At 45.5% G+C, this 21,226-nt stretch carries 18 protein-coding genes; all 18 read right to left on the bottom strand.

Annotated features, from left to right (window positions below):
* Positions 1-267: 267 nt before the first annotated feature.
* Entirely contained in the window at positions 268-1,257 is a 990-nt protein-coding gene (locus tag FDW95_RS06005; protein WP_115258122.1) for a glycosyltransferase, read from the bottom strand.
* Complete coding sequence (locus FDW95_RS06000; RefSeq protein ID WP_115258121.1) at positions 1,247-2,590, bottom strand: oligosaccharide flippase family protein; 1,344 nt, start codon at positions 2,588-2,590, stop codon at positions 1,247-1,249. The genes FDW95_RS06005 and FDW95_RS06000 overlap by 11 nt, the downstream gene beginning before the upstream one ends.
* Entirely contained in the window at positions 2,583-3,524 is a 942-nt protein-coding gene (locus FDW95_RS05995) for an NAD(P)-dependent oxidoreductase (RefSeq protein WP_115258120.1), read from the bottom strand. Before FDW95_RS05995 ends, FDW95_RS06000 begins: the two co-directional genes overlap by 8 nt.
* Before the next feature lie 2 nt (positions 3,525-3,526).
* Positions 3,527-5,236: a thiamine pyrophosphate-binding protein gene (locus FDW95_RS05990; protein WP_115258119.1), complete on the bottom strand. Its 1,710-nt coding sequence runs from the start codon at positions 5,234-5,236 to the stop codon at positions 3,527-3,529.
* Between the two features lie 61 nt (positions 5,237-5,297).
* The gene (rfbH, locus tag FDW95_RS05985) at positions 5,298-6,611 is read right to left on the bottom strand and encodes a lipopolysaccharide biosynthesis protein RfbH (RefSeq protein ID WP_115258118.1); all 1,314 of its coding nucleotides are present in this window, start codon (positions 6,609-6,611) and stop codon (positions 5,298-5,300) included.
* Positions 6,612-6,637: 26 nt separating this feature from the next.
* Entirely contained in the window at positions 6,638-7,720 is a 1,083-nt protein-coding gene (rfbG, locus tag FDW95_RS05980; RefSeq protein WP_115258117.1) for a CDP-glucose 4,6-dehydratase, read from the bottom strand.
* A gap of 4 nt (positions 7,721-7,724) precedes the next feature.
* Entirely contained in the window at positions 7,725-8,498 is a 774-nt protein-coding gene (gene rfbF, locus FDW95_RS05975) for a glucose-1-phosphate cytidylyltransferase (protein WP_115258116.1), read from the bottom strand.
* A 15-nt stretch (positions 8,499-8,513) separates the two neighbouring features.
* Positions 8,514-9,488: an FAD-binding oxidoreductase gene (locus tag FDW95_RS05970; RefSeq protein ID WP_115258115.1), complete on the bottom strand. Its 975-nt coding sequence runs from the start codon at positions 9,486-9,488 to the stop codon at positions 8,514-8,516.
* Positions 9,489-9,496: 8 nt separating this feature from the next.
* Positions 9,497-10,045 carry a dTDP-4-dehydrorhamnose 3,5-epimerase gene (gene rfbC / locus FDW95_RS05965; RefSeq protein WP_115258114.1) on the bottom strand — a complete coding sequence of 183 codons (549 nt, stop codon included), beginning with the start codon at positions 10,043-10,045 and terminating at the stop codon, positions 9,497-9,499.
* Between the two features lie 3 nt (positions 10,046-10,048).
* Complete coding sequence (gene rfbA / locus FDW95_RS05960) at positions 10,049-10,927, bottom strand: glucose-1-phosphate thymidylyltransferase RfbA (RefSeq protein ID WP_115258113.1); 879 nt, start codon at positions 10,925-10,927, stop codon at positions 10,049-10,051.
* A gap of 53 nt (positions 10,928-10,980) precedes the next feature.
* Entirely contained in the window at positions 10,981-11,880 is a 900-nt protein-coding gene (gene rfbD / locus FDW95_RS05955; protein WP_115258112.1) for a dTDP-4-dehydrorhamnose reductase, read from the bottom strand.
* The gene (rfbB, locus tag FDW95_RS05950; RefSeq protein WP_115258111.1) at positions 11,880-12,965 is read right to left on the bottom strand and encodes a dTDP-glucose 4,6-dehydratase; all 1,086 of its coding nucleotides are present in this window, start codon (positions 12,963-12,965) and stop codon (positions 11,880-11,882) included. Before rfbB ends, rfbD begins: the two co-directional genes overlap by 1 nt.
* 364 nt (positions 12,966-13,329) lie before the next feature.
* Positions 13,330-14,223 (bottom strand): GalU regulator GalF, encoded by an 894-nt coding sequence (gene galF, locus FDW95_RS05945; protein ID WP_115258110.1) that lies wholly within the window; start codon positions 14,221-14,223, stop codon positions 13,330-13,332.
* 165 nt (positions 14,224-14,388) lie between these two features.
* A complete protein-coding gene (wcaM, locus tag FDW95_RS05940; RefSeq protein WP_115258109.1) occupies positions 14,389-15,783 on the bottom strand; it encodes a colanic acid biosynthesis protein WcaM in 1,395 nt (464 codons plus the stop codon).
* An 11-nt stretch (positions 15,784-15,794) separates the two neighbouring features.
* On the bottom strand, positions 15,795-17,015 hold the full coding sequence (gene wcaL / locus FDW95_RS05935) for a colanic acid biosynthesis glycosyltransferase WcaL (RefSeq protein WP_115258108.1): 1,221 nt from the start codon (positions 17,013-17,015) through the stop codon (positions 15,795-15,797).
* Positions 17,012-18,292: a colanic acid biosynthesis pyruvyl transferase WcaK gene (gene wcaK / locus FDW95_RS05930; protein ID WP_115258107.1), complete on the bottom strand. Its 1,281-nt coding sequence runs from the start codon at positions 18,290-18,292 to the stop codon at positions 17,012-17,014. The genes wcaL and wcaK overlap by 4 nt, the downstream gene beginning before the upstream one ends.
* Before the next feature lie 65 nt (positions 18,293-18,357).
* Positions 18,358-19,836, bottom strand: coding sequence for an MOP flippase family protein (locus tag FDW95_RS05925; protein ID WP_115258106.1), 1,479 nt, complete (start codon positions 19,834-19,836; stop codon positions 18,358-18,360).
* 2 nt (positions 19,837-19,838) lie between these two features.
* Positions 19,839-21,226, bottom strand: a 1,388-nt coding sequence (gene wcaJ, locus FDW95_RS05920; RefSeq protein ID WP_137363445.1) for an undecaprenyl-phosphate glucose phosphotransferase, incomplete at its 5' end; no start/stop codon positions are given.

The following is a 21,226-nucleotide window of genomic DNA, read 5'->3' as shown; positions in this document are numbered from 1 at the left end:
AATTTCTTCGACACCAGATTAATAACAACAATGAGTAATATTGCGATGTATGACACTACCCCAAAATAAAAAGGGCATGATGCTATTATATAAAGCAGTACCATTAAGAAAAACATACAAATATGTTACCCACTAAATACGCGATCACTACTAATGTATAAATAACTATCACAAAGTAGATGTCTCACTGAGAAAATTAGGTAAGAGAATTAATCAAATGTATTATATTTTTCACTTATACCGTCTCAAAATCAAAAAAAATAAGTTTCAATAGAAACGCAAGAATAAATGAAACATAACTTTAGAATACACTGCATTTATTAATTCTTTATATACAACCTGTTTGTTTTCACCCCAATACATTTTTGTAGTGTACTCTTCATAATCTCTTGAGTATTTTGCTAATCTTGCAAGATGAGGTATATCACCACCAACTCGGCTGATTAACATTCTTAACTCATAGTTCTTATTCACAACTCCCTGTCGAACACTTTCCTTAACAGAATCGTTTTCAAGTATTCGATACGTGGCCGCGATAGTATTCTTAAATTGCACGACACCATATGTGTTGACCCACCGCACATAGAAATCATAATCTAATATTGGATACCAGTCATTATTAAAACCACCAATTCTAAGCGCTCTTTCACGGTTCATTACAACACCTAAAGTTGAATGAAAGCCACCGTTGATAGCGACAGCAAGATCTTTGAGAGTTTTATTTGAAATTGTGTCTTTATTCTTTTTCTTAGTCAACGACTGAATGTACTTCAATGCTTTTTTTAGATTTTTGAAAAGAAAGTTATCTATATCTGTATCTTTAGGTTTACGCTGATCGCTGTATATAGCATCAAAACCAATGAGGTTAAAATTATTTATATCTTCTACATTCCTAATTATGTCTTCTAGCTCACTGGGGAAGTTCTCATGAAGATAATCATCATCATGTAATATTGTAACTAGTTTTCCTTCTGCTAGCTCCAAACAACGGTTCCAATTCCCACAGGCCCCGTAATTTTCTATGTTCTTGTAGTATGCGAACTTTTCTTCTTTAAAAAATGAGATACATTTATCAGCAATTTCAAAATTATCACAATCATTATCAACGACGATAATTTCACATGGAATAGTAAATTTTAAGGCGAACGTACGTTGTAATGTTTCGATCAACAAGTCTAGTCTTTTATATGTTGGAATTGCAATTGTTAAAATAACGTTTCCAGTACTGCGAGAGTCGTGTAGTAAATTACTTTCCATGAGAAAATTCCATTTTAAAGTAACGAATAAACAAATAACAACACCATGGGAAGCAAACCAAGGTAATGATTAGACTGTACGAAGCGATGGTTGCAATGACACTTTCGCGTGAAAAATACAGTATAGATAATACTGTTAGAGCACCAACTGTAATTGAATTAGATAACATAGGTTCTTTCTTATGAGCTCTCATATACAGAGCCATAGAAAAGATTATATGATTCATAAAGGTTGTAAAAGCTAGAGTATAGATCACATCTAAACTAGAAATTCTATCAACGAAATTAAAGCCATATTTTTTTAGTACCATGTAAAAAAATATAAATAAAGTTGATAATATTACATTTGCAAGCGTGGATTTTATTAATAATGATATAAACATTGAGTTTAAACTTACTCTATCATTAATAGCAATAAGCCGCCCCATTATCGGTCCTTTTGCGTTCATCCAACTCATAGACAATGTTAATAGCGTGGTAAATATTTGTAATGTTAATCCAAGTTTACCAGCCTCTACGGCACCTTGATGTATAAACAATATTGGCGTAAACAATTGAAAAATAAAATACCCACTTAACCAGCTAAGTGCAATACGCCACTGGAATGGGAAAATTTCCTTTTTCCATGAGATTTTGTTTTCTTGTTTAATTACAGCATTAATAAATAATAACTTTCTAAAAACAAAGAAGACATAAAAGGCCGATATTATAACTGCTGAACCGCTAATAAAAGGCACCGAGATTAAGCTATAGCCTAGAATCAAAAATACAAAAAATAAGCTATATCCAATAACTGATTGCACAAGTCTAATTAATGCAACATCGCCGACAAAACCCATTCCCTCAAGCACCGATAGAAAAGGGCTAATAAATAAATTCATCGCTGTAAATATGACAATCAATGTCCAGGCCGGCAACCATTCATTCATGCTTAAATGTGGGTTTTCGCAGAAGAAATATATACCAATAGGCAGAACAATTACAAAAAACATTACAGCTATGCATATGTACCATTTCTTTAACATAATAAGCAGGGAATGAAGTCGGTTTAAATTAACTTCTCTACCTTTAATAACTCTTTTATTTTCTATATTCAGATGCGCCATTTCATGGCTGATCATCTGAGATATGACATAATTGAAACCTAATTCAAAAAAAACTTGCAACCCAATAATGCTTGCGAATGTAAAATAATACCCTTGTTGATTTTCACTCATATATAGAGGAACAATTATTAGCAGCACACCCCCTGCCATGATAGTCCATAATCTATATAATAATGTCACACCAATATGAAAATCTATCGATGTCAGTTTAAAAAACCTATCAATCATTCGACTTTTCAACCGTATTCTTTATTTTTATAAAAGCATCTTTAATACTTTCAAGTGATGTGAATTTGGGTTCGTAATCTAACGCAATCCCACAATCTATTCCTGTCGGATAATAATATATTCTACCTTGACCAATATAATTCTCATTTTCTATGCTTCGATATTTCAAATTGAATTCTGACGACATCATTTCTAATATTTCTTTTTTGCTTGTATATGCTTTGCTAGAACACTCTATTGCGCAATTAATACTATCATAGCTGATAATTTTACAAATTAATCTATGTAAATCATCGGGATGGATATAATCTCGATACATATCAACTGTTGTCGTTATAAATTCATCACCACGCAAAACACAGCCAATCATTTCGGATAAGAAAAAAGGTGAATTTATATCTTGAAATTCACTTACATACCCATATATGCGGAGATCTACGATAGAGAATATACTATTGGCTCTGTGCTTAATTTCTGAAGATAATTTAGACAAGCCATACCAATCTAATTTTTCATTTTCATTTATATTGAAAACACATTTATCGTTTAGTTCATTGGCCGTACTATAGATATCCCCATGGACTCCGCCACTACTTAAATATAAGTATTTGCATGACGCATTTTTACTTAGATACTTCATCACAATAGCGTCATATTTTTCGGTCAGATGGTACACTTCAGCATCAATTACCGCTGTTTTTGAACTACCTATCCCGACACAATTGATGATTGCTGTATAATTAATAGAATGTTCAAAAAAATCTATGTGTAAAATATTCTCTATGCGAACATTTATATTGTAGAGCACGCTCCATTCTTTTATTTTTTTCAAATCCCTGCCGTATAAATAAAGAACGACATCATCACTGGAGAATCTTAGGATGAGATCTTTAGCGATTTGGCTTGTTGCTCCAAGAATTGCGATATGCTGCATGCTTACTTGTCCTTAAGCGGATACTGTTTATCAATCGGGTTTCCAAATGCAAGTCGTGGGCGACACTCACGAGCATCGCTCATTAAAACCTCAATGAGCATTGGCTTAGGATCTTTAATAAAGTTGTTGATATAACTTGAAAACTCGGATAAATCGGCAGTGGTGAATGATTCAATATTGTAAGCTTTACCAATGCTGCTGAAAGATGAACTATAACCACTCCAAAAAGTAGAGTCATTGCGTCCATCAAAATACATTTCCTGGAATGCACGAACCATCCCCAACGACTGATTATTGAAGACAATCGTCAATACAGGAAGATGCTCTCTGGCAATAATATCTAACTCCTGAATATTCAATTGAGCACCACCATCACCGGTTAATATCACTGCGGGACATTCACCTGCATAGGCAACACCAATTGCAGTTGGAATAGCAAACCCCATAGCGCCAAGGCCACCGGAATGATGAATTGACTGCCTTTCTCCTAAGAGTAAAGAGTGAGCAACCCACATCTGGTTATTACCAACATCAGCCACATAATGAACTGGCTTATTTTTAAAGACATTGCTAATCGTTTGACATATCTGGAATGGACTAATTGACCAATCTATATATTCGTCCTGAAAGTTTTCCTGCCAGTGTGCATCTAATTCGAGTTGCCACGATGTTTTTTCTATATAGCTTCGCCCTTCTAAACACTGTAGATGAGCTACTAAAAATTCTTCGCAAGTTGAATTGATATTGATGTCAGCTATGACTCTATTTTCAAGCTGAGATTTATCAAGATCAATTTGTATGATTTTAGCATTTCGAGCAAAGTCAGCGATGTCAGCACCTGTCTGTCTCACATCCATACGGCTACCGAGAACAACCAATAAATCGCAATTTTGTACGGCATAGTTAGCCGTTCGGGTACCGTAACTTCCAATCATTCCGTAGTACGCTGGTTGCTGCCTTACCTTTTCACTTCCTTTCAGACTACTTACGTGAGGTAGGCCATATTCAGATATAACTTTTTGCCATGCGGTAAAGTGAGGCTCATTAATTGCTCCTCCTCCAATAAGAAATATTGGCTTACTAGCGTTGGAGAGTAACGAGAACACTTCGTCAAATATCTTCACGCTATTACTGTTGGTGTCACGTATATCTTTTTTAGCGGAGAGATAGTCAATAACATCGTCCGGTAACTCTGCACGCTGCAGATCCATTGGAATATCGATTAATACCGGGCCTGGACGATCACTTCTTGCAGCATCAATTGCCTGCTGTAACACCGGAATGATTTCTTCTTTGCATGTTATTTGATGTGCAAACTTAGTAATTGTTTTAACAATGCTAACGATATCAAGTTCCTGGAAGCCTTGCTGTCTGATATTTCTTCCTAACTTGAGTTCATTAGTATTAACCTGACCTGTTATAAAAATGCATGGGCAACTATCAAGCCAACAGTCAGCAATGCCTGTTATTAGGTTTGTTGCTCCAGGCCCACTAGTGCCCAACGCCAACCCTAATTTCTGATTGTTTGTTGCACGAGCAATGCCACCGGCTGCAAATGCTGCGGCTTGTTCATGATGCAAAGAGATCATTTTAGTTTTGCCCAGAACGTTAATACTATCTACGAGATGGGCAATCATTCCACCAATAAGCTCAAAACCATACTCAACATGATTTGCACTTAGCACTTCAGCAATAGCATCAGAAGCTTTCATTGTAACCTCAGAAATCAGGTGAACCAGAATATCTCTGGTTCGTGGTTTACTTAATTTTAAATTAGAAATTCAAACCAAAGAACTCTTCAAACTTACTAACTACATAGTCTAAGTGCTCAGTAGTCAATCCTGGATAAATGCCAATCCAGAAGGTCTGATTCATTATACGGTCTGTATTAGTTAATTCACCCACAACTCGATACTTCACATTCGCGAAATACGGCTGACGGGTCAGATTACCTGCAAATAACAAACGGGTACCGATTTTGGCCTCATCAAGAAACTTCACTAAATCGATACGTTCAACACCGCTAGTTTCTTTAAGTGTGATAGGGAAACCGAACCAGGATGGGTCAGATTTCGCAGTGGCTTCCGGCAACTCAAGAAACTCAGCACAGGATTGTAAACCTTGCTTAAGATATACAAAGTTCTCTTTGCGCTTTTGCACAAACTCTTCAACGCGCTCTAGCTGTGCCAGGCCACATGCAGCCTGCATATCCGTAATCTTCAGGTTATAACCCAAATGAGAATAGGTGTATTTGTGATCGTATCCGAACGGCAGAGAACCAAGTTGCTGACCAAAACGTTTCCCGCAGGTATTATCACAGCCAGGTGCGCAGTAACAATCACGTCCCCAGTCGCGGAAAGACTCAATCAATTTCTTTAACTCACCCGATTTGGTGAAGACAGCACCACCCTCTCCCATCGTGATATGGTGAGCTGGATAGAAACTCACGGTTCCAATATCGCCAAATGTACCTACCATCTGGCCATCATACGTCGAGCCAAGTGCATCACAGCAATCTTCGATTAACCAAAGATTATACTTATCTGCAATACGGCGAACTTCAGTTAGATCAAACGTGTTACCCAATGTGTGCGCGATCATAATCGCTTTTGATTTTTCACTCACAGCAGCTTCAATAAGAGAAGCATCAACATTATAAGTTGGGATATCTACATCAACAAAAACTGGAATCAATCCGTTCTGGATTGTTGGGTTAACAGTTGTGGGAAATCCTGCTGCGACAGTAATAACTTCATCACCTGCCTTCAGTGCGCGGTCGCCTAATGTTGGTGAGGTCAATGCAGTTAACGCTAACAAGTTTGCTGATGAGCCTGAAGTGGTTGTTAATACGTGAGGCACACCAATAAATTCACCGAGTTTCTTTTCGAAAGCATCATTAAAACGCCCCGTGGTAAGCCATCCATCTAAAGATGCTTCAACCATCAGCTGCAATTCTTTGGCACCGATGACCTTTCCTGAAGGTGGTACAACACTCACACCTGCATTAAAAGATTTTGGGCTTAACGCCTCATTGGCATACTCGGCAACGAGTTTGGAAATTTGTTCACGCAGGTTTTTTGCTGTCATTGCTATAATTCCTGTACTTATCTATTTTAGCTAAAAGTAGTAGTGGTCATGTAATCATGAATTTCACGTTTCGAATATTCCAGCATATCCGAGCCGTTTATCCATGCTTTGTGCCATTTAACAATACGACCAAGTGTTTCAACTAGCGCCCATCGAGGGTGCCAACCTAATTGCATATGCGCTTTTGAGCAGTCCAGTTTGAGATAGTGTGCCTCATGTGGATGATCCTTGCCATCCAACAACCAACTCGCCCCCTCTCCCCACAACGTAACCATCTTATCGACAATAAACTCAACCGTTTTAGCATCCTCTTCACGAGGTCCAAAATTCCAACCTTCTGAGTATTTCACACCGTCAGTGTAGAGGTTTTGTGCAACCACGAGATACCCTGAAAGGGGTTCAAGTACGTGTTGCCATGGCCGAATGGAGTGAGGGTTACGAATAACAACCTGCTGGTCATTCTCAAAAGAACGCAAAATATCGGGAATCAGACGATCTTCCGCCCAATCACCACCACCAATAACGTTTCCTGCTCTAACTGAAGCAAGACCAACACCATGGTGAGCATAATTTTGAGGATTAAAAAACGAACTACGAAATGCAGAAGCAACTAATTCAGCACATCCTTTGCTATTAGAGTATGGATCATAACCGCCCATAGCTTCGTTTTCTCGGTAACCCCAAACCCATTCACGATTTTCATAGCATTTATCGCTGGTGATATTGACTACAGCCTTTATGCCACCAACTTGTTTTACCGCTTCAAGTAAATGCACTGTACCCATGACATTCGTTGAATAAGTTTCAATAGGTTCTTTGTAAGACAGTCTGACAAGAGGCTGTGCTGCCATATGGAAAATAATTTCTGGCTTAAAAGATGCTATTGAGTCACGTAATTTTTCAAAATCACGAATATCACCTATTTCCGACTCCATCAGCGAACTGATATTGGCAGTATCAAATAAACTTGGGGTGGTGGGGGCATCAAGGGAATACCCTTTTAGCGTTGCGCCCATTTCACTTAGCCAAAGAGAAAGCCACCCCCCCTTAAACCCCGTATGACCGGTAATAAATACACGCTTACCCTGCCAGAAGCTCTTATCAATCACGATATCACTCCCACGTTTTCCAGGGGGCTGTCCCTTTTTCCCATAGACCTTCAAGATACGTTTTATCACGCAGCGTGTCCATCGGCTGCCAGAATCCTGCATGCTCATAGGCCATGAGTTCACCCTGTTTCGCCAATGTCATCAACGGCTCTTGTTCCCAGGTAGTCGCATCATTTTCAATGAGATCAATTACTGATGGATTCAGTACAAAGAAGCCGCCGTTAATCATTGCACCATCGCCTTTCGGTTTCTCCTGAAATGATTGAACCTGGCCACCACGGATATCCAGCGCACCAAAACGTCCCGGAGGAAAAGTCGCTGTCAGGGTCGCTTTTTTACCATGTGCTTTATGAAAATCAATTGTCGCTCGGATATTAATATCAGCAACACCATCGCCATAGGTAAACAGGAAGGCTTCATCATCTTTTACATATTCGGCTACGCGCTTCAAACGTCCGCCAGTCATAGAAGAATCACCTGTATCAACCAAAGTTACGTTCCATGGTTCTACACGCTTGTGATGAACTTCCATTCGATTCTCTGCCATATGGAATGTTACATCAGACATATGTAGGAAATAGTTTGCAAAATATTCTTTGATTACATACCCTTTATACCCACAGCAGATAATAAAATCTTTAACGCCGTGGGCAGAGTACATTTTCATAATATGCCAAAGAATCGGTTTACCACCAATTTCAACCATTGGCTTTGGTTTTACTATTGTTTCTTCACTTAATCTGGTACCAAGCCCACCAGCCAAAATCACCGCTTTCATACTTAATCCTCTATTTTATTTAGATGCGGTAAAAGCATCAGAATAGAAATTATCAACTGACATTTTTTTGGAAATAAAGTCTTTTTTACTGACATCGATCATAACTGGCGAACCACAGGCATAGATATCAAATGGCTCCAGTGAATCAAAATCTTCTATTACTGCATGGTGAACAAAACCTTTTCGCCCACCCCATGTTGGATCATCACCAGACACCACCGGAACAAAATGAATTTGTTCAAATTTTTCATCTAGTTCTTGCGGTAATGCACTATAAAAATCTTTGGCTATAGGCATACCCCAATAGATATAGATTTCGCGAGATGATGCATTTCTCACCAAGTGCTCAACCATGGCTTTAACCGGGGCAAATCCAGTCCCCCCCGCGATAAAAATAATAGGACGGTCACTTTCTCTAATAAAAAATGTTCCACATGGGCCTTCAATACGCATCAGAGTGTTAACTTGTAGTTCACTGAAAATCAATGAGCTCATTTGACCATTAGCAACATTTCTGATGTGTAACTCAATCCCATCAGCTTCATTGCTATTCGCAATAGAATAGCTACGCGTTACGCCCTTATACTGCAGGTTAATATATTGGCCCGGAAGAAAGTCCATTTTTGCAGTCGGTGGTAAACGAAGAGTTAACTTCATGACGTCTGCAGAGACGAGCTCAATACTATTTACTTTGCAAGGCACAATCTTTTTTACCTGTCCTTGCAATTCAGGATAGTATATAGCATGCAGTTGTAGGTTACTCTTGGGCTTACAATTGCACGTCAGGACTTTATCCCCTCGCCCATATACTCTCCCCAACGGATCTTCGGCTTCTCCGTCGAGTAGTATCGATTCACAAACTCCGCAATCCCCATTTTTACAACTGTGTTCCAAATGTATACCCACAACCAGTGCAGAATCGAGGATTGATGAATCATCTTCTCCAGAGAATTCGATATTTGATGGGAAAATTTTGATTAGATGTGACACAGTAATTTTTACTCAAATAATGAAGTTTGTTTTAACAACGGAGCAATCGCATCTTTCGCTGAAAGTTCAGGATGCTGTGTTATCGGCCATTCGATACCAATTGCGTCATCACTCCACAATATACTGCCTTCAGCAGATGGCGCATAATAATTAGTTGCTTTATAAAGGAACTCCGCAGTTTCGCTAAGAGTGACGAAACCATGTGCAAAACCTTCAGGAATCCACAATTGCTTTTTATTTTCTGCTGACAGATGCACCCCGACCCATTTTCCGAATGTCGGTGAACTGGTGCGTATATCGACTGCGACATCAAATACTTCACCCAGAGAACAGCGCACTAATTTACCTTGTGCATGATCTCCTTTTTGAAAATGCAGACCTCTCAGTACTCCTTTGCGAGATTTCGAGTGGTTATCTTGTAAAAAAGATATTTTGCGACCCACTGCTTCCTCGAAGATTCTATGATTAAAACTTTCGAAAAAGAACCCTCGGTCATCTCCAAATACTTTTGGCTCAAAAATTAAAACGTCTGGAATTGCTGTTTTAATAACATTCATCTCTTATAAACCTTTAACCATTTTTATAAGATATTTGCCGTAATCATTTTTCGACAAGGGTTCTGCAAGTTTTACGACCTGTGCAGCTTCAATGAAACCCTTACGATAAGCAATCTCTTCCGGGCAGGAGATCTTCAGACCTTGTCGCTCTTCAATCGTGGCAATAAAGTTACTGGCCTCAATCAGACTCTGGTGTGTACCTGTGTCCAGCCAAGCATAACCACGCCCCATCATCGCAACGGACAAACGCCCCTGCTCCATGTAGATTCGATTGATATCAGTAATTTCAAGTTCACCACGTGCGGAAGGCTTTAAATTTTTGGCCAGTTCTACCACATCGTTGTCATAGAAATATAATCCGGTAACCGCATAATTACTTTTAGGCTCCAGCGGCTTTTCTTCAAGGCTAATAGCAGTTCCATTCTTATCGAATTCAACAACTCCGTAGCGTTCAGGGTCATTGACATGGTATGCAAATACGGTTGCGCCGCTTTCTTGATTAACAGCTGTATCCATTAATTTAGGCAGGTCATGACCGTAAAAAATATTATCACCAAGCACTAATACGCAGTCATCATTCCCGATAAATTCCTCACCAATAATAAATGCCTGAGCCAATCCGTCCGGTGTTGGCTGTACTTTATAGTGAAGATTGAGCCCCCACTGACTGCCATCGCCTAATAATTGTTCAAAACGTGGAGTATCTTGCGGCGTACTAATAATCAGGATGTCACGAATACCCGCCAGCATCAGAGTAGAAAGCGGATAATAAATCATCGGTTTATCATAAATAGGCAACAACTGTTTACTGACAGCCATGGTAACCGGATATAAACGGGTGCCAGATCCACCAGCTAAAATAATGCCTTTACGGGTTTTCATTTCATTATCTCTTTATATGTAAAAATACCCAATTGTGGGTACTAACATTATGTTCAGATTGCCGCAGCAGCAAACAATTCGTTCAACATACGTTTTACGCCACTCTCCCAGTGAGGAAGAACAAGCCCAAAACTACGCTGGAATTTTTCAGTATTAAGACGAGAGTTAGCTGGTCGGCGAGCCGGTGTTGGATAAGCTCTGGTCGGTACTTCATTTAGCTGATTGATTGCCAGCTGAACGCCAGCGTTTCTGGCTTCAGCAAACACGAGGGCAGCATAGCCATGCCATGAAGTGACACCACCGGCAACAAGGTGATAAAGACCCGCTACCTCATGATTTTTCAACGCAACGCGGATACTGTGAGCGGTACAATCCGCCAGTAACTCAGCACCTGTCGGAGCGCCATACTGATCGTTGATGACAGAAAGTTCCGTCCTCTCTTTAGCCAGACGTAGCATAGTTTTGGCGAAATTATTGCCTTTACCGGCATAAACCCAGCTGGTGCGGAAAATAAGGTGTTTTGGACAATGTTCCTGCAGCGCTCTTTCGCCAGCCAGTTTCGTTTCACCGTAAACATTCAGTGGTGCCGTGGCGTCATCTTCAGACCACGGTGTTTCACCGGTACCAGGGAAAACGTAATCCGTTGAGTAATGTACCACCCACGCGCCTGTTTCAGCTGCAGCTCTGGCGATAGCTTCTACGCTTGTCGCATTGAGCAATTGGGCAAATTCCGCTTCTGTTTCAGCTTTATCCACCGCAGTATGTGCAGCGGCATTCACTATTACATCTGGGCGTATTTTTCGTACGGTTTCTGCAACACCTTCGGGGTTACTAAAGTCTCCGCAGTAATCGCTCGAATGCACATCAAGAGCAATAATATTTCCCAGAGGGGCGAGTGCCCGTTGAAGCTCCCAACCTACCTGACCATTTTTCCCGAACAGCAGAATATTCATTACTGACGTTCTCCATAGTTCTGTTCAATCCAGGTCTTGTATGCTCCACTTTTTACGTTCTCAACCCATTGGGTATTGCTCAAGTACCATTCAACCGTTTTACGAATCCCACTTGCAAACGTTTCCTGTGGTTTCCAGCCTAATTCACGGCTAATTTTATCCGCATCAATAGCGTAACGACGGTCATGGCCAGGGCGATCGGTGACATAGGTAATTTGCTCTCGATACGATGTTGCTTTGGGTACAATCTCATCTAACAGATCGCAGATTGTATGGACTACATCGAGGTTTTTCTTCTCGTTATGACCACCAATATTGTATGTTTCACCTACAATCCCCTGGGTCACTACGGTGTACAACGCTCGGGCGTGATCTTCGACATAAAGCCAGTCACGAATCTGGTCGCCTTTGCCATAAATTGGCAATGCTTTACCTTTCAGCGCGTTCAGAATCACCAGCGGGATTAGTTTTTCAGGGAAGTGATATGGCCCGTAGTTATTGGAACAGTTAGTGACGATCGTTGGGAAACCATAAGTGCGTAACCATGCCCGGACCAGGTGATCGCTGGATGCTTTAGAAGCAGAGTATGGACTACTTGGCGCATAAGCCGTCTTTTCAGTAAACAGAGGTAACACGCTACCGGCAGGAACTTCGTCTGGGTGTGGCAGATCGCCGTATACTTCATCCGTGGAGATATGATGGAAACGGAATGCCTGTTTCTTATCTGCATCCAACCCGTTCCAATAGCCACGAGCAGCTTCAAGTAATACATAAGTGCCGACGATATTGGTTTCAATAAAGGCTGCAGGACCAGTAATAGAGCGATCAACATGACTCTCAGCCGCAAGATGCATCACCGCATCCGGTTGATGAGTGGCAAAAATACGCTCCATTGCCGCTTTATCACAGATATCCGCGTGTTCAAAATAGTAGCGATTATTTTCGCTGACTTCGGCAAGGGACTCCTGGTTACCGGCGTAGGTAAGTTTATCGACATTAACAACGGTATCCTGAGTATCTTTAATAATATGACGAACTACTGCAGATCCAATGAAACCCGCCCCACCAGTAACTAGTATTTTCACGTTTTAATTCCGAATATCGTTTATACGAATACTATTTAATATGCTGGCACATAATGCACGCATCTGGGCATTATGCACGCTACCGCCCCTGGCTTTGCAGCAACCAGAGCACTACTTAATGATGTAACTAGCCTCGCCAGTTAGCGCGAAGCTATCTAAAATTCAAACGCTAATTGTCTTACCAAATGCGACCAGAAACAAGAAAAAATCCAACAAAAAGCAGATTAAACTTAGTAGGTTAACTTGTTGTTATTCTTTGTTTTTTACAAAAAAAACGACAGTAACATTCCCGTGCATCAAGCATAGACGCTAGGATGTTAACTGCCGCTATTTTTTGTTGCAAATCGTCACTTAAGACTAAAATCTATTCGCTCAGTAGCTTCTCAATGCCCTTGCGGAACTTCGCCCCTTCCTTCAGATTGCGCAGTCCGTACTTCACAAATGCCTGCATATAACCCATTTTTTTGCCGCAGTCGTAACTATCGCCGGTCATCAGCATGGCATCAACAGACTGTTTTTTCGCCAGCTCAGCAATTGCATCGGTCAGTTGGATACGTCCCCAGGCACCAGGTTCAGTTTTTTCCAGTTCAGCCCAAATGTCAGCAGAAAGAACATAGCGCCCTACTGCCATCAGATCGGAATCCAGCGTTTGCGGCTGATCGGGTTTTTCAATGAACTCGACGATGCGGCTAATGTTACCTTCGTTGTTTAAAGGCTCCTTCGTCTGAATGACCGAATATTCAGAAAGATCGCCTTGCATACGTTTAGCCAGTACCTGGCTGCGCCCGGTTTCATTAAAACGAGCCACCATTGCGGCCAGGTTATAACGTAACGGATCGGCACTTGCCGTATCTAGCACAACGTCGGGCAGCACCACCACAAAAGGGTTGTCGCCAACGATGGGCCGCGCGCACAGAATCGAATGGCCCAGGCCCAGCAATTGCGCCTGACGCACGTTCATAATGGTCACGCCCGGAGGACAGATGGACTGCACTTCGGCCAGCAGCTGACGCTTCACACGCTGCTCAAGGAGCGATTCTAATTCATAAGAGGTGTCGAAATGGTTCTCAACGGCATTCTTGGATGCATGCGTCACCAGAACGATTTCTTTGATCCCAGCAGCCACAACTTCGTCGATAATGTACTGAATCATCGGCTTGTCGACAATCGGCAGCATCTCTTTAGGGATTGCCTTCGTGGCAGGCAGCATGTGCATCCCCAGACCCGCTACCGGAATAACTGCTTTCAAATTAACCATTACGTCATTCACCTATTCTTTAGTTGCTGAATTATAGCTTTTTAGCGTGTTTTAGCCAGTATGAATTACATTGCTCAGTTGGCGGGTATGTTACGCCGCTTATCTACGGAATGCAGTAATCTTAACCCCAAGTGTGCGTAACTTAAGCTAGGAATGGTCGTAAAATTACCGCACCCGCTCCGGCAGTTGAAAGTTCACTTCCTCGACGTTCACCACCTGATGATTCACTCTGTCGATATCAACCGAACTTTGCCCGGCTTCGTTCACCGCATGGACGTTGGCCAGCGACAGCAGTGTGTCCTGTTTAGCCATAAACTTGCCGCGCACATCCTTACGGAGGTCGAAGTGCATCTTCAGCGCAGGCCCAACGGCAGATTTTTGCATCACCTTGATATTGCGTAAAAAAAGATGCTGCGGTTGATTGTGCAGTTCCAGCGTCGCCCGCCTCATCTCCACGTTGGTGATGGCAACAAACGACGTTGCATTGCCTGATGAAATTTGAATGCCGCGTAAAGTAGACTCGAGCTGACTATTATCCAGATGAATATTATTCAGCTTAAAGTTTTGCGGAATAGATAAATAACGCCCTTTGATTACGCCGTAACCAATTAACATGCCTGCACTCTGTTTCATATTGATATTATCAATCACGAAATTGTCACAACCATAAATAGCTATCGTGGCATTATCAATGCCCGCTTTCTTACTGAAATCCGGGGTGATATTGCGAGCCTTAACATTACGAATGATAAAGTGTTTGCCGTTCTCAACATGGACCAGTTGGCGACAATCAGATCCGGTGATATTCGCCACCACAAAGTTTTTCACCGCCTGCGCGTCCGGGTAGCTATTGTCATACGTGCTGCCCGCCAGTCCGATGCCAATCCCCCAGTTCACGTTGCCATTGGTGCAGTTAATGCGCTCAATAACATGATCCGAGATGAGGATGTCGCGGTCGTTAATCGCCACATTCCACTCGATGGCATCGCCCTGCAGATCACTAAAATGACTGTTGGTGATCTGCACACCGTCCATCTGGTTGTGAAATCCCTGGCGCAGGATGCCATAGTTCGCGTGGCTGACGGTGATATCGTCAATCATCAGATTGCGCATCTGCCGTGGGGTCTTGCCGCCGATATAAATTTGTGTCACCGGGCCGAAACCGCTCATCGCAAGTCCTTTGATGACGCAGTCCGATCCCCGCACGTCGAGGGTGATATTGTGCAGGCTCCCACTGCCCTCCCCGGTTACCTGACTTCCCTCCTGCAGAACAAACCGCCCGCGCCCGTTGCCGCTCACGCGCCCGAGTATGCGTAACGTTTTGCCCGGTGGGATAAATACGCCGGTATTCATGTTTTCACAGACCACACCCGCAGGGACCACGACGGTTTGCCCTTCAGCGAATGCCTGGCGGAAAGAAGCGACCCAGTCATTCGGGTTATAATCCTGAATATTGACGCTGCGCGCGGCTTCCAGCGCCCTTACAGCGGGAGAATGGAGTACGACAAGCGCAGAGCCTGCCGTAATAAAGGTACGGCGGGAGAGTTTTTTCTCTGGCATACAACCTCGGTTTACAGCGCGTGCAGCAGGCTGGCTAACTGTTTATTGATAACGGATTGATTGAATTCCGTGGCGATTTTTTTACGCGCGCGCAGCACAATCGGTGTCACCTCCTGACTATCAAGCTGACTGAACGCCGCCAGCCGTTCAGCCAGCGACTGCGCATCGTTTTCAGGCGCCAGCCAGCCGGATTTACCGGACTCCACCAGCTCAGGAATACCGCTGTGCACGGTAGACACTACCGGGATCCCCACCGCCATCGCCTCCATCAGCGCTACCGGGATCCCCTCCATGTCGCCATCCGCTCCCGTGATGGAGGGCAGCAGAAATACATCCGCCTGTTCTAACATCGCTTTGACCTGATGACTGGGCATAAAGCCGGGCATCTCAATCACATCATCGAGTTGATACTGCTCAATCAGCGTGCGCAGGCGCCGCTCCCACGGGCCAATTCCCAGAATGCGATACCGAAACGCCACGCCCTGCGCTTTTAGCTGACGACAGGCTTCGATAGCCACATGCAGCCCTTTTTTCTCGGTAAGTCGCGCAACCGAAAGAATTTCCAGCGTTTCTCCCGGCGCTTTCACCTCCCGGGGAGTAAAGCGCGTCATATCAATGCCCATGCGCGATACGGCAATCTTCTGTGGCGGGCAGCCCATATTTTTTAACCGTCCGGCCCACAGATGGCTGATGGGCAGCATCAGATCACCGCGCTGAAACAGCGTTTGATACTCCGGGGTATAGCGGGCGAGCACCTCCCGGTGCGAAATATCGATGCCATGAAACACCGTGGCGATTTTGCCGCTTATCACGCCCAGTTCACGCAGCTTCGCCGCCGTCACGCCCGCCGGTCCAAAGTGGGCAATAAACACGTCGGCATGAAACGTTTTACGGGTTAACCCACATATCGCTGCCAGAATCAGGTTGCGCGCTTCTTCGCCATAGCGAGAGATATTCAGCGCTTTCCAGGTCGCCGCCCGGGTAATGCCCTGCCACGCCGCCGCGCCTCGGTATTGCAGCTTGGCTCGCTTGCCTTGCGGCTCGTCGAGCAGCCAGTGCGTTTTGTCGGCCAATCGGTACGCCTCGTAGGCGGCATGTGTGTTCTCGAGATCGCCCTTGTGCAACGCGACAATTTCGACGTCGTAACCCATATCGATAAACGCGGTTATCTGATTCAGCACAAAGGTCTCAGATGAGAGCGGAAATTTAAGCAGGAAAAAGCCAACCTTCATTTTTGCTCCTCAATGCGCGTCAGTACCGATTGCACCATGCGCATGCCGTGTTCACGCTCACGCTGCACGGCCTCATTCAGCCGTATACTGAGGGCTGGCAACTGCCCGAGCACGTCGGCCACCTGCGTTTGCAGACTGCCGTCCAGCAGATGGCTGATGTCAATCGCCATCTCCGGCAGCCCCAGCTGCTGCATAATCCCCGCTGATTTATGCTCGTAGTTGATGGCAATCGCCGGGGTATCAAAGTTCATGGAAATAATGGCAGAGTGCAGACGGGTGCCCACGGTTAACTCGCACGCCCCGAGAATTTTCCCCATTTCGAGGTCATTCAGTTCGTCCATCACCACGTGATACCGGGCCGGATCGTTAACGTACTGGCGCAGATTCAGCGCTACCATGCGGTCATCTTTGTTGTAACTGTCGATGCCGGTACAGGTTGATAGCGCCATCACCTGGTAACCCTCGTCGAGGATACGGTTCACCACCCCGGCAAACGCCTGCTCATAGGCCTGCTGCGTGGTGCCCAGACGTTTATCAAACGGCGCCAGCTCCCGCAGGGTGATGGCGACGGTTTTTTGCTGTGCCACCGTGTGTAGCCAGTGCCGGACGGCATAGCTGGGTTCAAAATCGTCCTGATGATTATCAACCAGCCAGGCGGTATCGACGCCGTGCTCCACTTTCTCGGTCGTGATTTCGCTGCGTTTCATCAAGTCCAGACTCACGGACTCACGCAAAATCAGGGCATTACAGTGGCCGAAGACGTAATTCGCCAGTTGGTTAAATTGTGCATCCTGGAACGGCCCGACGCTATGACCGATCATGTACAGCGGTTTTTTCGCCATAAATGTGCACAGAGCATGTTCAAACTGCGGCACGCCGTACAGATCGACAAAAAACGATCCCCCCACCTGGATGATGGCGTCATAGCGCGACAGCAGACGGACAAAATCAGTAAACCCTTGGGCGATGGCGATATTGCGCAGGTTACCGGAATCGGTCACACGCGAGAGCAAAACCTGATGCTGATAGCGCCGACGCAGGACTTTCTTCACCCGCCCCACTACGCCGGCGGCGTTATTGTGCTGCTTCATCTGCGAATACAGCGGATCGCCCATCACCGGGCGATTGAGCAGCCAGGAAGAGCTCACCGGATAACGGCTCATCACATCCACTTCCGTCTGCGGTTGCAGCGTGTTAATAGCATCCAGCAAACCGCGCAAAATGGCGCTGTCGCCACGGTTGCCGCAGGTATGGTTGCCGAGAATTAATACTTTCATCATGACCTCTTTCAATCATTGCCGGATGGAGGCTGTCGCCTTATCCGACCTACAACAAACCCAATTCAGCCTGCGCGGAGCAAGGTTTTCATTTTTTCACTGCGGCAAAACGGGCGCTTGAGTTCCGCCACCAGCGGGTGGCGCGACAGCACAATCGTCACCGCAAATGCCAGCGCGCCCGCCGCTACCTGCAGACCCAGCAGCAGGCTTAACGCCAGTTGGCCCTGCAGCACAATGCCCAGTCCATAGCTAATCACCAGCGTCGGTATGGAGAGATAAAACGGCAGCCACAGGCTGAGCATGTACTGCCTGTAGCTCGGCCCCAGCACCGGTTTAATCATCACGAAGTAGCTGAGAATGGTGTTGACTACCTGCACCAGCAAAAAGCCCAGCGTCACGCCCATCGCGCCTGCCAGATGTCCGCCAACGAGAATGGCCGGAATAAACAGACAGGTTTTGAAGACATTGAATTTGAAGCTGATATCAACGCGGGCTTTTGCCATCAGTAACGAACCTATCGGATTACCGACAGAGCGCAGCAGCCCAACAACACACAGCAGTTGCAGGATTGGGACGATGGCGCGCCATTTCTCACCGAACACCAGCGGTACCAGATTGTTCGCCACTACCATCAGGCCCAGTAGTGCCGGGAAGTTGATAATGCCGACCACCGACAGGAGTTTGTAGAAGTTCACCCGCAGTTTTTCACTGTCGTCCTGTATTTTGGCAAACGCCGGAAACAGCACGCGGGTGATAATCGGGTTCAGCTTGATGGGCGGGACCACCGCCACGTTCCAGGCCAGATTAAATCCGCCCGCCACGCCTGCGCCCAGCGTTCGGGCCAGCACCAGCGTGGAAAGATTGGTGTTGATATAATTGATGATGCTGTCCCCCGTCAGCCAGGCGCCAAAGCGCAAGTTCGACGTCACCGATGCGAGTGAAAAATGCAGCCCGGGGCGGTAAATCTGGCGGCCAAAATACCCAAACAGCAGCGTACGCAGCGCGCAGTTCACCAGATACCCCAGAATGGCAGTCATCGCCAGCGGCCAGAAATGGGCGCCGATCACGGTCACGGTAAACCCGGCCAGTACCGCGCTGGTTTCAATCATGCCAATTTTGTTGAACTCCATGTCCTTTTGCATCAGCGCACGGAACTGCTGCCCGTGCGGGATCAGCACAAACGCCAGCGACAGCGTTTTAATCAGCGGTGCCAGGTCGGGGTTATTCAGGACATCAGCAATCACCTCACCGAGCAGGAACATCGCCAGGCACACCAGCATCCCTAGCCCGACGTTCAGCCAATACAGGGTGGTAAGTTCAAGATAGCCAATCGCTTTGCGCTGGATAATCGAGTTGGCAATGCCGAAGTCGGAGAGCGTATCGGCCAGTGCGATAATCACCAGCGACACGGTCAGCAGACCGAACTGATGGGCGTCAATGATGCGCGCCAGCACGGTCATCTGAATCAGCCCAAGGCCAATGATGAAAACCGTGGCAATCGCCGACCACTTGGCACCGTTAAGGGTTTTTTCTCGTAAGCTCATGTTTAATACGCCGCTTTGTTAACAAAACCCTTAAATACCGTCAGAAAAACAATCTTGATATCGAACCACACGCTCCATTCGCGAATGTACTCGAGGTCAAACTCCACCCGTTTTTCCATTTTTTCCAGCGTGTCGGTTTCCCCGCGCCAGCCGTTGATTTGCGCCCAGCCGGTAATGCCGGGTTTCACCTTATGGCGCAGCATGTAGCCTTCGATAAGCGTGCGGTATTGCTCGTTGTGTGCCACCGCGTGCGGGCGCGGCCCGACGATCGACATGCCACCGGTCAGCACGTTAATAAACTGCGGCAGCTCATCGAGCGAGGTGCGGCGCAGGAAATTACCCACGCGGGTGACACGCGGATCGTTTTGCGTCGCCTGGGTGACGACCGCGTCGTTTTCCATCACCTTCATCGAGCGAAACTTCCACACATTGATCGGCTTACCGTCCATGCCGTAGCGGGTCTGGCGGAAAATCACCGGCCCCTTTGAGGTGAGCTTCACCGTCAGCGCAATGCCGCACAGCACCGGGGAAATCAGCAGCAGGATTAGCGAAGCCAGCACGATATCTTCCGCGCGTTTCAGCAAGCGATTAATGCCCGACAGCGGCGTGTCGTACAGCGGCACCACCGGCACACCGTTCATCTCTTCAATGCGTGAATGCAGGATGTTGAAGGTAAAGACGTCGGGGATCAGGATCACCGAACAGGTGGTGTCGGCCAGGTCGCGCACCAGTTTTTTTACGCGGGTGCCGTCATTCATCGACATGGCAATATAGACGTTGTGAATGCGGGCAGCTTTAGCGTCATCCACCAGCTGTTGCAGATTTCCGGCCCAGTCGCGGGAGTTTTTTCCTGGGACGGGATCGTGATAGACGCCCGCCACTTCAAAGCCCAGCCACGGTTCATGGCGAAAGCTGTCCAGCAGCAGCTGTCCGGCAGGGAGATCGCCCGCTACCGCCACCCGACGGGTGTTATATCCACGATTGCGCAGCCACCCTGCAATGTAGCGAATAAACGCGCGGCACAGCAGCAGACCGACGCTGGACAGCAGATACCACGCCAGCCAGACGGCGAATCGGTTATCAAAATCGTTGTTAAAGGCAATTAACCCCGCGCTGAAAACCAGGCTCAGCGTCCAGTTTTGCAGCAGCAGCACCAGCTCGGTGGAAATTTTGACCCCGCGCCAGGAACGGTAAAAATCGGTGATCCCCCCCAGCATCTGAAAAACCACCAGCGTGATCAACGCCACCAGCAGGTGCATGTACAGGAAGGGCAAACCGCTCAGTTCACAGACCAGCCACAGTCCGCCAAACATGATGGTGATATCTGAAAAGCGTTGCACCATTGAGATTAACGACGCATTGGTTTTCGCGCGTTGGCGCTTTTTTAGAT

Origin of the sequence: Citrobacter sp. wls718 (genome assembly GCF_005280945.1) — a bacterium.
GTDB lineage: Bacteria > Pseudomonadota > Gammaproteobacteria > Enterobacterales > Enterobacteriaceae > Citrobacter > Citrobacter gillenii.
The sequence above is the reverse complement of the archived record's forward strand: the minus strand, read 5'-3'. Positions and strand labels throughout refer to the sequence as shown.